Raw genomic sequence first — 18619 nt, 5'->3', positions numbered from 1 at the left:
TTAATTATTTCACTTTGGATATTATATCATTAATTCCCATCTTTTATAGGTATGGTCCCCCTTTGGAAGGGTTAATTGTCTTGTAATATGGGTAATCCATCTTCTCTTGAACTTCTCGAACTACATTTTCATTAGTAAGCGATTCTATGAAATATAAACCCAGATCAATCGAAGCTGCTACTCCTCCCCCAGTAAAAACATTTCCATCCCTTACGAGCCGTTCCTTAACTACTTCGGAACAATAAGTTGCCAATAGTTCATATGCAGAAGGATTGGTGGTCGCCTTCTTCTGATTTAAGAAACCGGCAGCTCCCAAAATCAAAGCCCCTGTACACACTGACACCTTGTATTCAACCTCTCGAGCAGTCTGAATCCATGTTATAAAATCAGTATCGAATCTAAGTTGTCGAGTGGATAACCCTCCAGGGATAAATATCAAATCATAGGCTGACAGATCAGGGGAAACCTGGTTTATTTTCAACGTCAATCCTCGATCATCCGTGACTTCTTCCTTGTTGGAACAAAAATCCCACGATACATTTTCTATAGCCTTTAGAACTCCCATCCGGGTAACCGCATCGTAAAAACCAACAAAATCTAACGTGGTCATCCCATCAAATAGAATATAAGCCATCTTCATCATTTTCATTCTACACACTCCTTCGATACTTTTCGGCGAAATTCATTGGGGGTGATCCCGTATTCATTTTTAAAAACACGATAGAAAGAACGCAAACTGTTAAATCCGGAATCAAACGCGATATCCGTGACCGGATGGGTAGTGGATAACAGCAGCATATGAGCAAAGGCTACCCGTTGGCCATTGATGTAATCACGAAATGAAATATGAAACTGCTCCGAAAAGATTCGGGAAATGATAAATTTACTAATGCCAAGCTCTCTTGAAAGCGTCTCCAAATTTATGTGATCTAAAAAATGCATGTCGATGTAAGCTAGGATTTTGGGGACGAGATCCATTTCTTTTTTGTAGTCTACTTTTTTCATTAGCAGTAACGGCAGCGCGTGCCCTAATACTACAGAGGTATAAGCCTTGAGCAGACGAACATCACATTGTTCTTTATATAGTTTATACAAGGTTGCCAGCAGATCTTGAAGCACCTTTTGTTTCGAAACTATAGGGTTATCCGGAACATGATTAAGCAAATCCCCCGCAAAATCCCCTGGAAAAGTGGCGTCAAAAAAGAACAGCAGGATCTGGCTTTTCTCTAGGGTTTTGTAGCTGTGAGGTTGATTGGAAAAAATAATCGCTATGTCTCCTTCAGACAAATCATACTCTTTTCCATTGATGTTGATATTGATTTTGCCGGACAAAACCATTGTTATCTCTACATTTTTGTGTAGATGAAGAGGATAAGTGTTATTGGTAGAAATAAAGGAGTGAAACGCCTGGTCACGATGCTGATATTTAATATTCATGTTTTTCTCCCTATCGTCATGGAATGCCAAGCACTATAGCTGCTGTAATACTAAGAACATAATATGAATTTGTTCGTTTGCGCAAGAACCAAAGAGCAATAGTTGGCACAAAAAAAGATTTTTTTGGCAGGTAAATACGCCCTAAAAGTTTTAAAGTATTACCAGTAAGCTGCTTGTCGCAGACCAGTATCATTTCACTGAGAGGAGGAAGTATAACAGGAACAGCATTCAGCGATAAAACTGTATCCATGTTATACGTCAAAAAGATGAAATGGAAGAGTAAAAAATCAGGTAAGGTTATAGGTGTCTTATTGAGTTTTTCGGTAGCGTTTTCATTTTTAGGAGGTCACACACTCGCAGCTTCAGGGCAGGCAGACGGAGACAAAAGTTTTGCGGGTGCCTCTATTCTTGCTTTTCCTGGCGCGGAAGGTGGCGGCGCCTATACAAGCGGTGGTCGAGGGGGCGATGTATACATCGTAACTACCCTTGAAGATTACGCTGTAAAAGACAACCCGATTGCAGGGTCCCTTCGCTATGGGATTTTATCTACGCCTAAAGAGGGTCGTACCATTGTTTTTCATGTTTCCGGAACGATTGAACTGAAGAGCACGTTAAGTCTCAATAATATTAAAAACCTAACCATCGCTGGGCAAACCGCTCCAGGCAACGGAATTACCATTGCAGGTTGGGATACCAATATCAGCAATTCAGAGAATATCATTATTCGGTACACCTCTTTCCGTCCGGGTGCCACTAATGTGTATAATGGCAGCGATTCAATGGATGCGCTTTGGGGGAGAGACAACAACTACTTCCTCATTGACCATTGTTCCTTCAGTTGGAACACAGATGAAACTCTATCTTTATATAGAGGCGAAAATGGCACGATCCAGTGGTCCATTATTTCCGAAAGTCTGACTCTATCCGGGCATTCCAAAGGAAGACATGGCTACGGTGGTATTTCAGGCGGAGACAAAACAACATTCCATCACAATCTGTATGCGAACCATACCTCGCGAAACCCAAGACTAGGCGGCGGTTACGCAGGTGCTGCAGATGCTGATCATGTGGCGGTTGTTCAGTTCTCGAACAATGTAATTTACAATTGGGGCTTTAACGGCACTTATGGCGGAGGTTTTACTTTTACTAACTTTATGAACAATATCGAAATTGCCGGTCCAGGTACAAGAGATAATGTAACTAACAGAGTCATTGATGCCGGTGAAGCTACCAAGCTGGGCGGTTTCTACATCGCTGGAAACAGAATTAACGGCAAGCTCACAGGCTTACTGAATGATTCTTCAGATTATGTGAAATTCTCCGGTGTACAGAGTGGTGAACAAAAGACGACCCTTGCAGCCACACCATATCTTTCCGCGGACAGTACTGGAGTTAACCATGGTATTACCAATAAAGCATTTGATAATTATGTTAAGTCCGGCGTAAAGCAAGCGAATGAATCACTATTAAAAAGCATTCTGCAACAAGCGGGAGCTACCTATCCGCGTCGCGATGCTATCGATGCAAGAATTGTGGCAGAAGTCGAGCAGAACTCGGGAAGATATATCAACACTGAACATGAAGTCGGGGGTTACATTTCAGACTTTGGCGTCATCGAGGCACAATATGATAAGCAATTTGACACTAATAAAAACGGAATAGACGACAAGTGGGAAAAGAAAAATAAAATCTGGGGCATCAAGGATGCATACAAAACGGTTACTAAAAATGGTTACACCTGGCTTGAGCTTTATATTAACGGTCTAGTTGATATGAAACACGTCGCCGAAAACCCTGATGCTAAGCTTTTAGCGCCAGAAAACAATGCACAATTTCTTACCGGGAAAGAGGTCGAAGTTAAAATTAATGCTTCCCCTAAATCCGGAAACAAAATAAAAAAAGTTGCTGTATATAATGGATCTAAATATCTTGGGGAAGCAGTCAAAAAAGGCAACACATACACATATACCCTCAAGAATTTAACGGATGCTTCCTACTATATTTCTGCAAGAGTGACCGATACCCAAGGAAATGAGACGCAGACCACAGCCACTAACATCCATATCAATGCTGCTACCTCTTCCCTGGCTGAAAAGGGTTGGACTACAGCAGATATCGGTGATCCGAGCATTAAGGGTTCCGGAAGTATGACAAATGATGTACTTACCGTTAAAGGCAACGGAAAGCTTGGTAAAAGTGAAGGTGGCACAGAACAATCAGAAGCAAACAATGCAACCAAAGATAACTTCCACTTCGTGTATAAAGAACTGAACGGAGATATGGAATTTACCGCGAAGCTCGAAGAAATCGGGACCGTTGACAACCATGCCTTCACCGGGCTAATGATCCGCGATAACTTGAATAAAGACAGCGCCGCCGCGGCCCTTGGTATCTCCTATGTGAAGTTGTCCAAAGAGACCAGCTGGTCATCTTATCTGACGGGCAGAAGCATTAAGGGCGGAGGATTTGATGAATTAACTGAAACTTTAGACAGCGTATCTGCTGCTGAAAAAGCTGGCATTCAACTTGTTTCAGATATTCCATTTAAAATTAATGGTGTGGAGCAAGGATATTGGCTCAAGCTTGGCCGTAAGGGAGATGTTTTCTATGCTTACGGATCAACGGATGGAAAAGACTGGAATCTAATTGGCGAGCGAACTATAGTTATGGATGGTTCGGTATATGTCGGATTTGCCGTTGACAGCAACGATGTTGCCAATAAGATTGAGCAACTGAACTACGCTAAGTTCTCTAACATTACTGTGGAGAATACATTCACTCCAATAGGTGACTCAGCGATAAATAAATAGTGTCTGTTCATCTCCACAGTTCCAAAAAGACGGAAGCCAGTAAAGCGGCTTCCGTCTTTTTATTGCTATCCGATTGGACCAGCACAATATATTGGATGATTCGCTGCTCACTGTTTTTACTTCACGAGAATGAAGCTGACTTTACAACGTTCCCTTTTCAAGAACATACTCTTCATTGGAATTTTTTAAAACGATATCAAATTTATGATGATAAGAATGCATAAACAACTCATATTGCATCCTACGCTGTTCATGGGATTTTCTTAAATAATTTATATCCGTTCCTCTTTCAGAAACATCACGTATACTCCTTCTCACCAACTCGGTTTCTCCATCCGTATATAAGTAGATTTTCAGATCATACAAATTTGGGTCAGTAAAAGCAACGCTCATGCCTTCTACAATATTTATCTTGTTTTGTGAAGATATGAACATACTTTTTGTATAGTCCGTGCCAATGGTGTAAAAATCCAACCCATCCCTCAACATATGAATATCTCTCTCTAAAGCAGATATATGATGAGCAGCAGGATGACAAGCTGTCACTTTATCGTGGTAATGTGCATTCTTATATTCATAGTCGATAGAAGTGTATTTTCTAAGACTAGATTCAACAATATAGGGGTCTGTATTAATATAATTCACATCATCCCGCTGCAAAAGCTTTAAAAGATTATGAGCAAACGTTGTTTTTCCAGATGCACCATGACCCGAAATCCCAATGATGAATCTATTAGCCTCACCGCTAATCAAATTAGCTATTTTATGTAACACCTTGTCCATATTATTCGCCCCTCTCCCTACTCGATCCTATGTATTCCTTACTCCGCTATGGTTTAGCACATTAAAATCTATGGTGCATTTTATATAAAGAAACTTAATAGAAAGGGGTAGATCTTCCATGGCTACTCGTCAGCCTGATTTAGTATTGATCAGTTGGAGCAGAAATCCTTTGGTTGCTGGATCAGCACGTAGGATTATTGCCGCCCGTGTTATTGGAAATGCTGTGCCTTGCAGACCTAGCTTGAGACCCAATGGATTGCTTAACACCGCTTTGGCTTGCTTATTAGACAACGATGTTGGTTTTAAAGTAGTATTTCGTAAAAAAACTTCAAGCATTAGCGGATATATTTTGTTACAACGTAACTAATAGGTTTAGGGGGCAGTGAAAATTGCTGCTCTCTTTTTCCTGTGCATCTCATTGCACTTAAAGTCCAATCAATCCTAGAAAATGGTGTATATAATTTATTAGAAACTGAATCTGATTGAAAATGGGTGAGTCCATGAAATTACAAGCTGTGAAAAAAAGCTATGATTTAATAGTAAGCTTAGGGATGTCTTGTGCTCCTGCTATAAATCTGCAAAGAAATAGCTTGAGGAAATTCTCCATGCCGCTCGACTGGATGGTTTCTTATTCATTAGCTGATGTAAATAGACTTTATAAGAATAGATTTCAAAATTTCATGGAATTAATAAATCTGCAAATCCTTGATGAAACACATTTTTTTCTGGAGGATGGATTACCAGTTTATCCTAATGGGAACAAAAATGCATTAGTGAAATCCTATTTTATTCAGGATACTTTATATAACATTATCTCAGTTCATGATTTTCCAATCCATCAAGGTAAACACTGGTCTACAACCTTTCCTTCGTATAAAGCGAAGCTGGAATTGCGAATTAATAGATTTTGGGACAAGTTAATCCACAGTAAAAAAACTTTATTCATTAGATGGTTTGCCTCATATGAACAGGCTGTAGAGCTACAGTCAATTTTGTCTGCTTTATTAAAACCGAACGAATTTATTATTCTTATTCTTATTCCCGTTCGTGAATCAACCTCGGTACAAGAATTAAATTGGAACATAAGTGATATTTGTGTGTTAGAAGTTCCTGAAGATATGAACGATTATGATAGCTGGGATTATATTTTGAAAGACATACAAGTAACTAATAACTAATTTCGCTTTGCCCGATCAAATGATTAATTATTTCCTCTGCTGCAAAAACATATGGATACAAATACAGCCTACTGATGCTGACCAATAAAGAAATAGGGTTACTAATTCCAAAATCGTATTGATTCCCATGCGCTGCTGGATTTGCGGGTTCAGGCTCTACAAGATCATACTTCTCCATCAGCCTTTCCTTGGTTCCACTATCTACTACTGTTCCGTTACCTTTATCCGCAAGGACAGATCCCGATTGAAAACACGCCATGAATAAGACACAGCAAATGGTGAGGATTGCTAGTTTCTTTTTTCGCATCATACATCTCCTAATTGTTTCTGTGGTCTCCCCTAAAACTTGGAGCCGTTCAAATTATTTCTTGGGTAATCGCAGGAAAACTATGTATTCGACAATCTTGATCAGTATAGATCATATTTCATGAAAATAATGGGAGAAAAAGTATCGAATTCTATAATACTCCTTTCTATATATAAAAACAAAAGCACCCCACACTAAAATTAGCAGGGTACTTTTGGATGCTTCGCCGTATTTACAATATCAACATTCCGCTGAGCAGTTTATGGAGTTGGTGTTCCGCCGTTCGCATTCAGTGTTTCGCCACTGATATAGCTAGATTCTTGGCTAGCCAGGAATACATATGCCGGAGCCATCTCCGCAGGCTGTCCCGGACGACCTAGTGGTGTGCTCGACCCGAACTCTTTCAGGACTTCCTCCGGTTGCCCACCCACAACTTGAAGAGGTGTCCATACGGGACCAGGTGCTACTACATTGACACGAATTCCCTTATCAGCTACTTGCTGAGCGAGAGACTTACTGAATGTATTAATAGCAGCCTTGGTGGTCGCGTAGTCCAAAAGGATCGGCGAGGGATTATAAGCTTGAATAGAAGAAGTGTTAATAATGGTGCTGCCCGGTTGCATATGCTTCACCGCAGCTTTGCACAGCCAGAACATGGCATACACGTTCGTCTTAAATGTGTCGTCAAAATGCTTCGTAGTGAGATCAGCGATGTCTGGAACGAATTGCTGTTTGCCCGCGATATTGGCTAAAATATCAATTCCACCTAGCTCCTTAACCGCAGTATCAACGAGTTGTTCGCAGTAGGCCTCCTCCTTCAGATCGCCTGGAATGGCGATTGCAGTACGACCTGCTTCCTGCACTAGCTTGACCACCTGCTTTGCATCTTCCTCTTCCTCGGGCATATATGATAGAACAATATCTGCCCCCTCGCGAGCAAAAGCAATAGCAACAGCACGGCCTATACCGCTATCCGCTCCCGTAACTAAAGCTTTACGTCCGGTCAGGCGCCCAGTTCCTTTATAAGTATCTTCTCCTGTATCAGGTACTGGATTCATTTTCTTTTGCAGGCCCGGCTCCTCTTGTTGCTGCTGAAATTCCGGTCCAGCCTTAGTGTACTGAGTGGTAGGATCTTGCATCGTATATTGGTTAGACATCGATCAATTCCTCCTTTATTTTTAGAAATACATTTTTATATTTTCCGAACTCTTTGTTATGTAAACACAACAAGCACGCCTCTAAACATTCACGTTCGATAACACAGCCTTGAATAGTGCCGCAAAAATACCCTAGCCACCTGTCAAGGTGGCTAGGGTATTCCTTCTCTATTTCTCAAACTTAAATCTCCTCTGACCTGCCTTGCACTGACTCATACCGCGTGCGTATGCTTAAATAAATATATGGTAGCTCACTTGTTATTTGGGGAACGCTCCGTATAGTCTGGCGTATACATTAGATAAAGGAGTGATAAATCATGGGCTTTTTTATATTCCTCTTTGTACTGTTAGCATTGCTTAATATCTTCTTTCCTCATTTGGGATGGTACATGCGCTATGGCTGGATGATGAAAGGGGATGTAGAGCCCAGTGATGCCTATTTATTAATGACTCGCATCAGCAGTATAGTGGCACTTATTATCCTCTTTTTTATCTGGACTAGTTTCTGACTTACCCTAACGCTCTTAGCACATCTTCAATCTTGCGCTGATGCGACAATACCCCATAATTCATCCAGGCCATAAAATCCACCTCATACACACAGCGATTACGAACAGCGGGCAGATTGCGCCAAAGCGGTGTATCCAGCAGCTCCCGTCCTTCTCCTTCCTGTCGATCAAAGGTAATGAACAAATGATCTGCAGTGAGGCTTGCAAGCTCTTCTCTTGTTAGGCTCACCCGCTTCTGTCCACGAGTCAACTTCGGAACCAATTCATGGGGCTGCAAACCTAAATCATGATGGAGTACGCTACCTGTATAACCCAATTGCCCGCATCCATAGAGATTGATTCCGTAGGAAGATATTCTAAGGCATGCTACAGTCTGCCCTTGGACAGAACGGTTTAGCACTCGTCTGGCTTGCTGCGCCCGATGCTCATAATTTCCGATCACTTCCTGGACACGATCTGTTCTGCCAAAGACGGCTGCTGCGGAAAATAACGTGGCCCGCCAATCCTCTTGATGACAAGGCAGCTTGAACAACGGAGCAATTTGGCTGCACTCATCCAGGTGCCAACGCTGAAAGCCATCATCCAGCAGGATCAGTTCGGGCATGTACTGGGAGAGCTCCTGCCAATCGCCAGTCGAAATATCAACCGCAGGCACATCGAGGAGGGACAGATACTCCTGCTTCCCCCACTGAGCGTGAGAATATTGCGCCACCGGTGTAATATCCAGAGCCAGCAGATAGTCTTCCAGAAAAGGAGCGAACACCCGAAGCCCTTCCTGATGGAAGCTTCTGTATTGGCCGGGCGTAACGCCCACCGATCTTTTGAAACGCCGGTTAAAATAATACTCATTGCTATACCCTACGGATAACGCGATATCATGCATACGGTCATTCGTAAGCAGCAACTGCTGCTGCGCCCTTTCAATACGAAGTCCGTTCAAATGCTCTAAGGGAATCCGCCCTGTCACTTCTTTAAAAATCTGTGTGTAGCGTGTACGTGTAATGCCTGCCACTTCAGCTAATTGATCGACGGTTATGGCGTGATTGTAGTGTTCTTGCATATAGCGGATGGAACGCTGTACCGCCTCATGGGCTCCTTTCATCTGGATGACAGAGGAATTTGCCCGCATGATCAGCAGCAGTAACTCTTGAAAGCGGGTATGGCCTGCGAACCATTCAATCTCTTCCGTACTTCTGCGACTATGATAGATAGCCTCCAGCAGTAATGCACATTGTGAAAAAGGTCTGCAGCTTAGCGGACCGGACCGGAGAATTCCTTCTTTAGTCCCCTTTTCCATTCCACTCTGCCTGCTTCCCCCCGTTTCTATGACTTCAAAAGTAAGCCTATAAAAGCTAAGTCCTCGCTCCTCGGCATTGATTTTGCTTATTAACCCCGGTTCGAACAAGAACCCGACACCTTTTTCCAGTGGAAAACGCTTCTCCTCGGCTTCTAACCATCCCTGTCCTTCCGATACAATGATCAGGGTATGATTTTGAAACACTAAGGTCTGTCCGTTCACCGATAAGGATTGGGCTTCTATGTTAATCAAGCTATAGAATAGCCTCTTTTTATTGCTGTCTTGTAAATCTTCTGCCATTCTAACGCCCTCCAATTGAGAACCATTTTCATTCACTTTACTATAGTTTAGAATAAAAAAGAAGGTCTATCAACTATGCTGATAGACCTTCTTTATGCTATTCCTTACGACGACTGCCGTTTTATTTCACCATAGCTTTCAGCAAGTCATCAAGCTTCATCGAATTGGCTGTGATGGCACCAGTCTGCCAGTGGGAACGTTCCATTCTATAAACATTCCCGTTCTTCACCGCCGGCAGGCTCTTCCACAACGGGCCATCAAGGATTTGAGTCGCTTCCTGATTCCCTTCAGTATCCCAGCCCCCGTTGTCAGGGAACACAATGATATGATCCGCTTCGAGCTGAGGGATAAGCTCTTCGGAGATAATAGATTGATATTCAGTCATTTCTGCCGCCATAGGCACAGGTGTCAGGCCAAATTGAGAATAAATCACACCGGTGAAACGGTTTTTAACACCGAATAGAGCAAAGGTTTTATCCGCTACGTTGAGCCGGATCACTGCTACTTTTTCCTGACCCAGGGCCTGTTGCAGCTTAGCTTTCCCCTCTGCCACTTTCTGATCATACGCTGCAAGGACAGATTCCGCCTTCTCCGGAATACCGAGCGCATCAGCAATAGCCGTAAGCACTTGTCTTGAGTCTTGCAACACCGCCTCAGGTAGACGATAGGTTGGTGCTATCTTGGAATATTGTTCATATTTCGCCGCATCCGCACCTCCATCCACAATAATCAAATCCGGATCTTTTTCCAATAATGCCTCCATGCTACCCGTGATATCGAATTCTGGCACATCCAGATTTAAATAATCCTGTTTGCCCCAGCTTGGATGATACCACTGCACGACCGGAGTAATGCCCAATGCCTTCAAATAATCTTCAACATAGATTCCGGCTACCCGTTGCGGTTTAACTGGAATTTCAACATCCCCGAATTCCCCGGCAATCGTCCGAGTTGCACCCTCTTCTGCGGCATTTCCATTTCCTTCAGTTGGTGCGCTAGTGCTCGCGGAGGTAGATTCCTCTGCATTCTCTGTCTTAGCAACGTTTTCTTTGGCAGTATTGTTATTCGTTCCGCATGCTGCCAGCGCGGTTATTGCCATTATAAGTACCGCTGCCCATAAAAACTTCTGACCCCATCTTGCCATTGATCCCTTCACTCCTATGCTTTATTGTCATTGATTATCATTCTCAATAACCTTTATCACAATAGTAGCATGACTTTCATAGCTTTCAATGCACTTTCTCCGCAAAAAACTTATACAAACTATTTCTAGTTATTCTGCTCTATCATGATTCGGTAGGATTCTTCTTCTATTAAAAATATGTCATCCTTTATTAACTTGATCGCAAAATTTCTTTTTTACAATTGATTTATACGATACTTTCGCTTACAATAAACTCATAAACGCGCGTTTATGAAAAGAGGGGAAACATGCGCAGCGAAGATATTGCTAAGTTGGCCGGGGTTTCCCGAAGTACGGTATCCCGCGTGATCAACAACTATTCCAATGTTCCTGAAGAAACCCGGGCCAAAGTGCTGCGGGTGATTGAGCAACATCAGTACGAACCGAACAGCTTTGCACGGGCTCTGGCCGGTAAGAAAACCGATACCATCGGATTGTTCGCCATCAGTATGAACGAGAAAGAGAACACTACCCGAATTTATCAGAACAATTACTTTGCACCCTTCGTCGATGCCGTAGTCGACACGTCGAATGCCCGCGGATGTTACGTTCTGATTCATACGGTATACTCTCCGGACGACTTTCTGAAGGTAAAACAAGCTTTTCTGCAAAAACGAATTGACGGTGGTATAATTGTCGGCACTCAGAAGGATATTAATATCGTCCGCGAAATGGTGGGACTCGATTCTCCGCTAGTACTGATTGATTATGATATCTCAGAGATTATGTCGGAGCATCTTGACCGCAATCATTTGGCCATTGTGAATTCCAAAGACTACGAGGGCACCACAGAAGTGATTGAACATTTGATCTCCTTAGGCCATCAAGAGATCGGTATCATCTGTGGGCAAATGAATACGTACTCTGGTCGAGAACGCTACACGGCCTATGAGGACACGCTGAAAAAACATGGTCTGCCTATGAATGAGAAGTTTATTCTAAAGGGTGATTTTCTGAAAGAGACGGCTTATGAAGAGGTCAAGAAGCTGCTTTCTTCTGGTGAATCTTTGCCGACTGCCTTTTTCTCTTCCAACGATGACATGGCTATTTCAGCGATGGAAGCGTTCTCCGAACATGGAATCATTGTCCCTGAGGATATCTCCATTGCGGGTTTCGATGACATTCAGCTGGCATCCCGTATTCAGCCTAAGCTCACCTCTGTGCGCTTGCCGATTTACGAAATGTCAAAGGCTGCAGTGGAAAAAGTAATCGAGCTGTGTGATTCACAGCAGCCGACTTTCAGCACGATCAGCTTTCCAGCTCGTTTAGTGGAGAGAGATTCCTGTCAACCGCCGAAGAAGTAGCACAGATTCATCATTCACTGAAGAATACATATTTTTCTGTGGAGCTGCTATCATCGGTTCTCGAAATCACTGCCTAATACTATCTTTTAGAAACAACGGAAAGAATCCCTTCCCTCGAGGGAATTTTTCCTGAAACTTATAAACGCGCGTTCACAATCGAAAGGAGACTTTCTCACATGAAATTCGGTACCTTTGACGACACTCGTAAAGAGTATGTAATTAACACACCAAAAACACCTTACCCTTGGATTAACTACCTTGGTAATGAACAATTTTTCGGACTTATTTCTAATACTGCTGGTGGCTATACCTTCTATAGAGACGCTCGTCTCAGAAGATTGACCCGTTACCGTTACAACAATATCCCTATGGATGCTGGCGGCCGTTACTACTATCTTTATGATGATGGTGATTTCTGGACTCCAGGCTGGATGCCAGTAAAACGTGATCTGGACTTCTACGAATGCCGTCACGGTCTTGGCTACACTTCCATTACTGGTGAACGCAACGGGATCTCTGTAAACCAGCTTGCTTTTGTACCTATGGGTCATAACGCTGAAGTACATCGTCTTGTAGTGAAAAACACGGGTTCTGCAAAGAAATCCGTTAAACTGTTCTCTTTTGCAGAGTTCTGTCTTTGGAATGCACAAGATGATATGACTAACTTCCAACGCAATCTCAGCACTGGTGAGGTTGAAGTGAAGGGTTCTGTTATCTATCACAAAACAGAATACCGTGAGCGCAGAAACCACTACGCTTTCTACTCTGTTAACAAAGAAATCGCCGGCTTTGATACTGACCGCGAAGCTTTCGTAGGGATGTACAATGGTCTGGAAAGCCCGCAAGCTGTTGCTGCAGGTGAACCAACTAACTCCGTTGCCAGCGGCTGGTCCCCTATCGGATCGCACGCCCTGAACATTACTCTGGAGCCAGGCGAAGAGCAAAGCTTCATCTTTGTCCTTGGTTACATTGAAAACCCAGAAGAAGATAAATGGGAATCCTTGAATGTAATCAACAAAAAACCAGCAGAGGCTATGATCGAGCAATTTGCTACAGACGCTCAAGTGGATGCTGCTTTGGCTGCACTGGCTGCACACTGGGATAACCTGTTGTCCAAATATCAAATCCAAAGTGGCGACGATAAGTTGAACCGTATGGTTAACATCTGGAATCCATATCAATGTATGGTTACCTTCAACATGTCCCGTTCCGCTTCTTACTTTGAATCCGGTATTGGCCGTGGTATGGGCTTCCGCGATTCTAACCAAGACTTGCTCGGATTTGTACACCAAATTCCTGAACGTGCTAAAGAACGTATTCTCGATATCGCCGCTACACAATTTGAAGACGGCAGTGCCTATCACCAATACCAGCCGCTCACCAAAAAAGGTAACAATGAAGTCGGTACCGGCTTTAATGATGACCCGCTTTGGTTGATCCTTGGCACAGCTGCTTACATCAAAGAAACTGGCGACACATCGATTCTTGATGAGCAGGTTCCTTTTGACAGCAATCCGGATAACACGGCTACGCTGTTTGAACACTTGAAACGCTCCTTCGAGCATGTAACTAACAATCTCGGACCTCACGGCTTGCCGCTGATCGGCCGTGCAGACTGGAATGACTGCTTGAACCTGAACTGCTTCTCTACAGAGCCGGGCGAATCTTTCCAAACTACTGCCAACATCGAAGGCCGCGTAGCGGAATCCGTATTTATCGCGGGTCTGTTCGTCTTCGTTGGACCGGACTATGCAGAAATCTGCCGGATGCGCGGACTTAATGATGTAGCTACGGATGCAGAAGCTAAGATTGACAACATGCGTGAAATCACACTGACTCACGGTTTCGATGGTGACTGGTTCCTGCGCGCTTATGACCACTATGGCGACAAGATCGGTTCCAAAGAAAACGAAGAAGGTAAAATCTTCATCGAACCACAAGGTATCTGTGTTATGGCCGGTATCGGTCTGGAAGATGGTCAAGCTGAAAAAGCTCTGACTTCCGTGCAAGAGCATTTGGATACTAAATATGGTATCGTATTGCAACAGCCACCATATTCCAAGTACTATCTGAACCTGGGTGAAATTTCTACGTACCCTCCGGGCTACAAAGAAAATGCTGGTATTTTCTGCCACAATAACCCTTGGATCATGATCGCTGAAACTGTACTTGGACATGGTGACAGAGCGTTTGAAATTTACGCTAAAATTGCTCCTGCTTACTTGGAGGACATCAGCGAAATTCACCGTACTGAACCTTATGTATACTCGCAAATGATCGCAGGTAAAGATGCCGTTCGCCACGGGGAAGCTAAAAACTCCTGGTTGACTGGTACTGCTGCTTGGAACTATGTAGCGATTACACAATCTATCCTTGGTATTCAAGCGGACTTCAATGGTCTGAAGATCGACCCTTGTATTCCTACAGAGTGGGACAGCTTTGAAATCACCCGTGTCTTCCGTGGAGATACTTATGTGATTCAAATCAAGAACCCGAACCATGTATCCAAAGGTGTAGCTAGTCTTACCTTGGATGGCGCAGCTGTAGAAGGTAACATCATCACTCCTGTTGGAGACGGCGCTGTACACCAAGTAGTTGTAGAACTGGGTTAATATAAAAAATCCGCTCAATCGTTCAAACGAACGGTTGAGCGGATCTAAAATTAACATTAGATGCCCCCTGAAGGATTCAGGGGGCATCTTTTTTTACCCTTCCACAATATCTGCTCTTAAATCACTCGCAACCTCAAGCATTCTAGGAATCACGGCTTCATTAGCCCCAGAAACATAAATATCGCCCTGATAATGTCTAAATGGGATTGTTGTTTCACCATAGCTCCACATAAAGAAATCTCCCTCAATGGACATGGTAGTGGCACCTGTTACTGTAAAAACTGATGTATAAGTGAAATCAGATTTGGATGCGAAATATTGCTTACACTCTTCTAAAGATAGGGTTGTTGCTGAATCTCCATCATTCTGCATTGCTCTTGTCATTCGATAACGTTTACTCATTGTGATGCCTCCAATATTATCTGTAAAATAATCAGTTGCCTTATCCAGATCAAATATAGCATACAATGAAGGGCAAATCCCATTCCATTTCTAAGTCAAAAATGTTAATATAGCCGTTTTTCATAGCTTTCTTTTAGTGATTTCGAGATATCCTCTGGAGTAACTCCAAGTTTGCGGGCATGCTGCGCCAGTATTTTTGATGGATTAGGCAATACTTCTTTCGCAAGCCAATGATCGTCATCCCACAAATGTGACCGCTTAAAGGCTTTTGCACAATGCATATAACATTCTTCAACTTCCACGCCAATTCCAATGACCGGGACTTTACCATGCGCCTCCATAGGTTTCAATATTTCTTCATCCTTAACTATACTCGCGTGCCCATTTATTCTTAATGTTTCTTCAAGTCCGGGGATGATGAATATCAATCCGACTTTTGGGTTCTCAAGTATATTCCGCAAAGAATCAAACCGTCTATTCCCAGGGCGTTCAGGGATCACTAAATGTTTATCATCCAACACGTGAACAAAACCTTCTGCGTCCCCGCGCGGAGAGACATCACAAGCACCGGACGAACCGCTTGTAGCCATAAAAAGCATTGGGGATTTTGAGATATAATCACGGCAATGATGATCTATAAAAGTTATGGTTTTGTTGTTAACTAATTCGCTTGGGTACCCAAATAAAGACCTTAGCTCGTCTTCTGACTCTATAACTTTTTCGAAAAAGTTTGGCTTCATACTTCTCCCTCTCTCAACTTAATAAGCCCCAATATTCTTATTGTTGCTCAAATATCCTCTTAATAATTCCCCATGATATCATGGAAACACATGTAAATGATAATGCCATACATCTTGGCTGCCATCCGGCTCATTATGTTGTCTAGAAGAAACGCCATCACATTTATAAACTTCTTTAAGTCCTCTAGCAACTTCAATTTCCAGCTCATGTATCCGGTTTGAGATCTCAACTTCCAATGTGTAAATGTTCTCGATATGCTGATTAGGGATGATTAGAACTTGCCCGAAACCAACAAACAAAAGGGACAAGTATAACCCTCTGGAGCATGATTATAAATATAGCCCGCCTCCACTGTTATAGGATTTAAGAATATTTCTATGTTTCTTCTAATTTCGCCATTTCGCATGTGTTCTCCTTTTTGCAAAAAGAAAAGGACAGACTGTAAATTACAGCTGTCCCCATCGGTAAATGTTGATAAACTACAGCCATTCCCGAGATCTATGTCTACCTATAACTTAAACGCTGGCTTCCGGAATCCATACCTTCATTTCACCACTGCCACGATTTCCCCATAAGTAATACGGAACTGCCTTAACCTTAACAGTTTGAACTGGTGCTTTGACTCTGCTGTAAAGCTCACCACTCCAGCCCTTTTTATCTACACGCAGCCCCTCTGCCTCGACAACAACAGCGCCGCCGAGTAATGTCTCTTCAAAAGCCGCAGTAAGTTCACTGCCTTCTTTTAAAGAAATCGAGCTTAACGGCTCACCATTATCGATACTTTCAAGACAATACACAAGAGGTCCACGCTGAATCGTTATTTTTTGAGCATCTGCACGCAAACTTGGATGTGCGTAGATACGATGTGCCTCCATAGGGTCATGCACTTCGATTACATCTCCTGCTCTCCACAGTCTCCGGATAACGAGGTATCCCTGCTCGATGTTCTCAGCAGTATCCATTGCTTCACCGTTGACTCTGATCTCCATTCCTTGGCTCCAAGATGGAATCCGCAAGGCAATCCCAAACTGGGCTTCCGCTGCAGGATTAATCTTCAACGAGACTGTACCTTCCCATGGATAGTTACTCTCTTGCTGAATCGCAACATCTGTTCCGCCCAGCTTTGTTGTCAGCTCACTCCCAATATACAAATTCGTATAGAGCGTATCGCCATGGATCGTATAGATATATTGATTAAGCGAAGTCAGCAGACGCGCCACATTCGGAGGACAGCAAGCGCAGCCAAACCAACCTTGGCGCTCGGACTTCACATGATGTTTATCTGGGTTGCAGCTGCATGCCTTAGGCCATACTTCCAGTGGATTCACATAAAAATAGTGCTTACCATCCTGTGCCATTGAACCCAACACATTGTTATAAAGCGCCCGCTCCATGACGTCGGCATAACGTGCATCCGGCGATATTCTCAGCATCCGCTGTGCAAAAAAGATCAACCCAATAGATGCACAAGTCTCTGCGTACACCGAATCGTTAGGCAGATCATAATCGAAGGTGAAAGCCTCACCCCGATGCGTAGATCCGATCCCGCCAGTAATGTACATTTGCTTAGTAGTGATGTTATTCCACAGTCTCTCGCATGCTTCGCGAAGGGTATCATCTCCCGTAAGTGCGGCTAGATCAGCCATGGCAGTATACATATAAACCGCACGCACAGCGTGTCCTACAGCCACTTCCTGTTCTCTTACCGGAAGATGACTTTGGTAATATTTTAAATCTAAATTCTCCTTCTGACCTGTGAAAAAATTGATACTCCCCAGACTATCCCATTGTTGCTTTAAGAAATTCGGCTGTTGACCTCGCTCATTAATAAAAAAGCTGCTGAGCTTCAAATACCGCTCCTCACCTGTGAGCCGATACAGCTTAACGAGCGCAAGCTCAATCTCCTGATGGCCATCATATCCCCGCATTTTGCCTTCTTCCGGACCAAACACAGAATCGATATGATCAACCATTCGGCACATGATGTCGAGCAGTTTTCTTTTGCCTGTAGCCTCGTAATAAGAAACGGCGGCCTCAATGAAATGCCCAGCACAGTACAGCTCGTGGCAATCGTTCAGATTGGTCCAGCGTTTGCCGGGTTCTTTTATCGTAAAATAAGTATTTAAGTACCCGTCTTCCTGCTGCGCTTCTCCAACGAGGTCAATCACTTCATCCGCTTGGCGCTCCAGCTCAGGATCACGTTTGATGCTTAAGGAATAACCTACGGCCTCCAGCCACTTGGCTACATCACTGTCTTGAAATACCCAGCCGTAAAATTCACCGGTCTTCCGGCCCGCAGCAATTTCAAAGTTAGCAATGGCATGACTGGGCTCAGCTCCCGCTGCTTTGTCGTGCAATGCCTCATATTGATATGGGATTACAACATCTTGTACCAGCTTTATATAACTTCCCCAGAAATCATCTTTAATGCTAACGGATTGATCTTTTACAACTTGCTGATCCTGGATCGTTTTATTCATCATCATCTTCCCCTTAGCCTTATTTTATACTCGCTAATTACAATTATAGAGCGTACAATAGATAAAAAATATAATCAGAAGCAACCCCTTTTTTGTACTATTTCACACTCCTATTTCCA

The 18619-nt window shown here is 43.2% G+C and carries 17 protein-coding genes; 6 read left to right on the top strand and 11 right to left on the bottom strand.

Annotation, left to right across the window (positions count from 1 at the left end):
• Window positions 1-43: 43 nt before the first annotated feature.
• Together MHH60_RS08695 and MHH60_RS08690 are read right to left on the bottom strand one after the other, a co-directional pair.
• Window positions 44-640: a DJ-1/PfpI family protein gene (locus MHH60_RS08695; RefSeq protein ID WP_076136171.1), complete on the bottom strand. Its 597-nt coding sequence runs from the start codon at window positions 638-640 to the stop codon at window positions 44-46.
• A gap of 5 nt (window positions 641-645) precedes the next feature.
• Window positions 646-1437: an AraC family transcriptional regulator gene (locus MHH60_RS08690; protein WP_076136063.1), complete on the bottom strand. Its 792-nt coding sequence runs from the start codon at window positions 1435-1437 to the stop codon at window positions 646-648.
• A 248-nt stretch (window positions 1438-1685) separates the two neighbouring features.
• Here MHH60_RS08690 and MHH60_RS08685 point away from each other — a divergent pair, with 248 nt between their 5' ends.
• Window positions 1686-4247 (top strand): Ig-like domain-containing protein, encoded by a 2562-nt coding sequence (locus MHH60_RS08685; protein WP_081389030.1) that lies wholly within the window; start codon window positions 1686-1688, stop codon window positions 4245-4247.
• A gap of 141 nt (window positions 4248-4388) precedes the next feature.
• Here the strand turns inward: MHH60_RS08685 and MHH60_RS08680 are convergent, their stop codons facing one another.
• On the bottom strand, window positions 4389-5030 hold the full coding sequence (locus tag MHH60_RS08680; protein WP_076136061.1) for a uridine kinase family protein: 642 nt from the start codon (window positions 5028-5030) through the stop codon (window positions 4389-4391).
• Window positions 5031-5148: 118 nt separating this feature from the next.
• Here MHH60_RS08680 and MHH60_RS08675 point away from each other — a divergent pair, with 118 nt between their 5' ends.
• On the top strand, window positions 5149-5397 hold the full coding sequence (locus MHH60_RS08675; RefSeq protein WP_076136059.1) for a hypothetical protein: 249 nt from the start codon (window positions 5149-5151) through the stop codon (window positions 5395-5397).
• A gap of 121 nt (window positions 5398-5518) precedes the next feature.
• On the top strand, window positions 5519-6208 hold the full coding sequence (locus tag MHH60_RS08670) for a DUF1796 family putative cysteine peptidase (protein WP_256715144.1): 690 nt from the start codon (window positions 5519-5521) through the stop codon (window positions 6206-6208).
• Here MHH60_RS08670 and MHH60_RS08665 read toward each other — a convergent pair.
• Together MHH60_RS08665 and MHH60_RS08660 are read right to left on the bottom strand one after the other, a co-directional pair.
• Complete coding sequence (locus MHH60_RS08665) at window positions 6198-6467, bottom strand: hypothetical protein (RefSeq protein ID WP_143766723.1); 270 nt, start codon at window positions 6465-6467, stop codon at window positions 6198-6200. The two genes, MHH60_RS08670 and MHH60_RS08665, sit on opposite strands and share 11 nt — an antisense overlap.
• Window positions 6468-6775: 308 nt before the next feature.
• Window positions 6776-7672: an SDR family oxidoreductase gene (locus tag MHH60_RS08660; protein ID WP_076136053.1), complete on the bottom strand. Its 897-nt coding sequence runs from the start codon at window positions 7670-7672 to the stop codon at window positions 6776-6778.
• 317 nt (window positions 7673-7989) lie between these two features.
• On the opposite strand from MHH60_RS08660, the gene MHH60_RS08655 reads away from it, so the two are divergent.
• Complete coding sequence (locus tag MHH60_RS08655; RefSeq protein ID WP_076130567.1) at window positions 7990-8181, top strand: DUF6199 family natural product biosynthesis protein; 192 nt, start codon at window positions 7990-7992, stop codon at window positions 8179-8181.
• A 1-nt stretch (window position 8182) separates the two neighbouring features.
• Here the strand turns inward: MHH60_RS08655 and MHH60_RS08650 are convergent, their stop codons facing one another.
• Both MHH60_RS08650 and MHH60_RS08645 read right to left on the bottom strand, forming a co-directional pair.
• Window positions 8183-9778, bottom strand: coding sequence for a helix-turn-helix domain-containing protein (locus MHH60_RS08650; protein ID WP_076136051.1), 1596 nt, complete (start codon window positions 9776-9778; stop codon window positions 8183-8185).
• 121 nt (window positions 9779-9899) lie between these two features.
• On the bottom strand, window positions 9900-10922 hold the full coding sequence (locus MHH60_RS08645) for an ABC transporter substrate-binding protein (protein WP_076136049.1): 1023 nt from the start codon (window positions 10920-10922) through the stop codon (window positions 9900-9902).
• Window positions 10923-11209: 287 nt separating this feature from the next.
• Here MHH60_RS08645 and MHH60_RS08640 point away from each other — a divergent pair, with 287 nt between their 5' ends.
• Together MHH60_RS08640 and MHH60_RS08635 are read left to right on the top strand one after the other, a co-directional pair.
• On the top strand, window positions 11210-12265 hold the full coding sequence (locus MHH60_RS08640) for a LacI family DNA-binding transcriptional regulator (protein WP_076136047.1): 1056 nt from the start codon (window positions 11210-11212) through the stop codon (window positions 12263-12265).
• 176 nt (window positions 12266-12441) lie between these two features.
• The gene (locus MHH60_RS08635) at window positions 12442-14877 is read left to right on the top strand and encodes a GH36-type glycosyl hydrolase domain-containing protein (RefSeq protein ID WP_076136045.1); all 2436 of its coding nucleotides are present in this window, start codon (window positions 12442-12444) and stop codon (window positions 14875-14877) included.
• Window positions 14878-14970: 93 nt separating this feature from the next.
• Here MHH60_RS08635 and MHH60_RS08630 read toward each other — a convergent pair whose 3' ends face one another.
• From MHH60_RS08630 to MHH60_RS08615, 4 genes are all read right to left on the bottom strand, one after another.
• Window positions 14971-15279 (bottom strand): hypothetical protein, encoded by a 309-nt coding sequence (locus MHH60_RS08630; RefSeq protein ID WP_076136043.1) that lies wholly within the window; start codon window positions 15277-15279, stop codon window positions 14971-14973.
• Window positions 15280-15383: 104 nt separating this feature from the next.
• On the bottom strand, window positions 15384-16019 hold the full coding sequence (locus tag MHH60_RS08625) for a pyridoxamine 5'-phosphate oxidase family protein (RefSeq protein WP_076136041.1): 636 nt from the start codon (window positions 16017-16019) through the stop codon (window positions 15384-15386).
• 78 nt (window positions 16020-16097) lie between these two features.
• A complete protein-coding gene (locus MHH60_RS08620) occupies window positions 16098-16328 on the bottom strand; it encodes an HIT family protein (protein WP_076136039.1) in 231 nt (76 codons plus the stop codon).
• 207 nt (window positions 16329-16535) lie between these two features.
• Window positions 16536-18503, bottom strand: a complete 1968-nt coding sequence (locus tag MHH60_RS08615; protein WP_256715151.1) for a glycoside hydrolase family 127 protein — start codon at window positions 18501-18503, stop codon at window positions 16536-16538.
• Between the last annotated feature and the right edge of the window lie 116 nt (window positions 18504-18619).

This window comes from Paenibacillus sp. FSL H7-0716 (assembly GCF_038002705.1).
Lineage (GTDB): Bacteria > Bacillota > Bacilli > Paenibacillales > Paenibacillaceae > Paenibacillus_AQ > Paenibacillus_AQ odorifer.
This window is presented reverse-complemented; position numbering and strand designations above follow the sequence as displayed.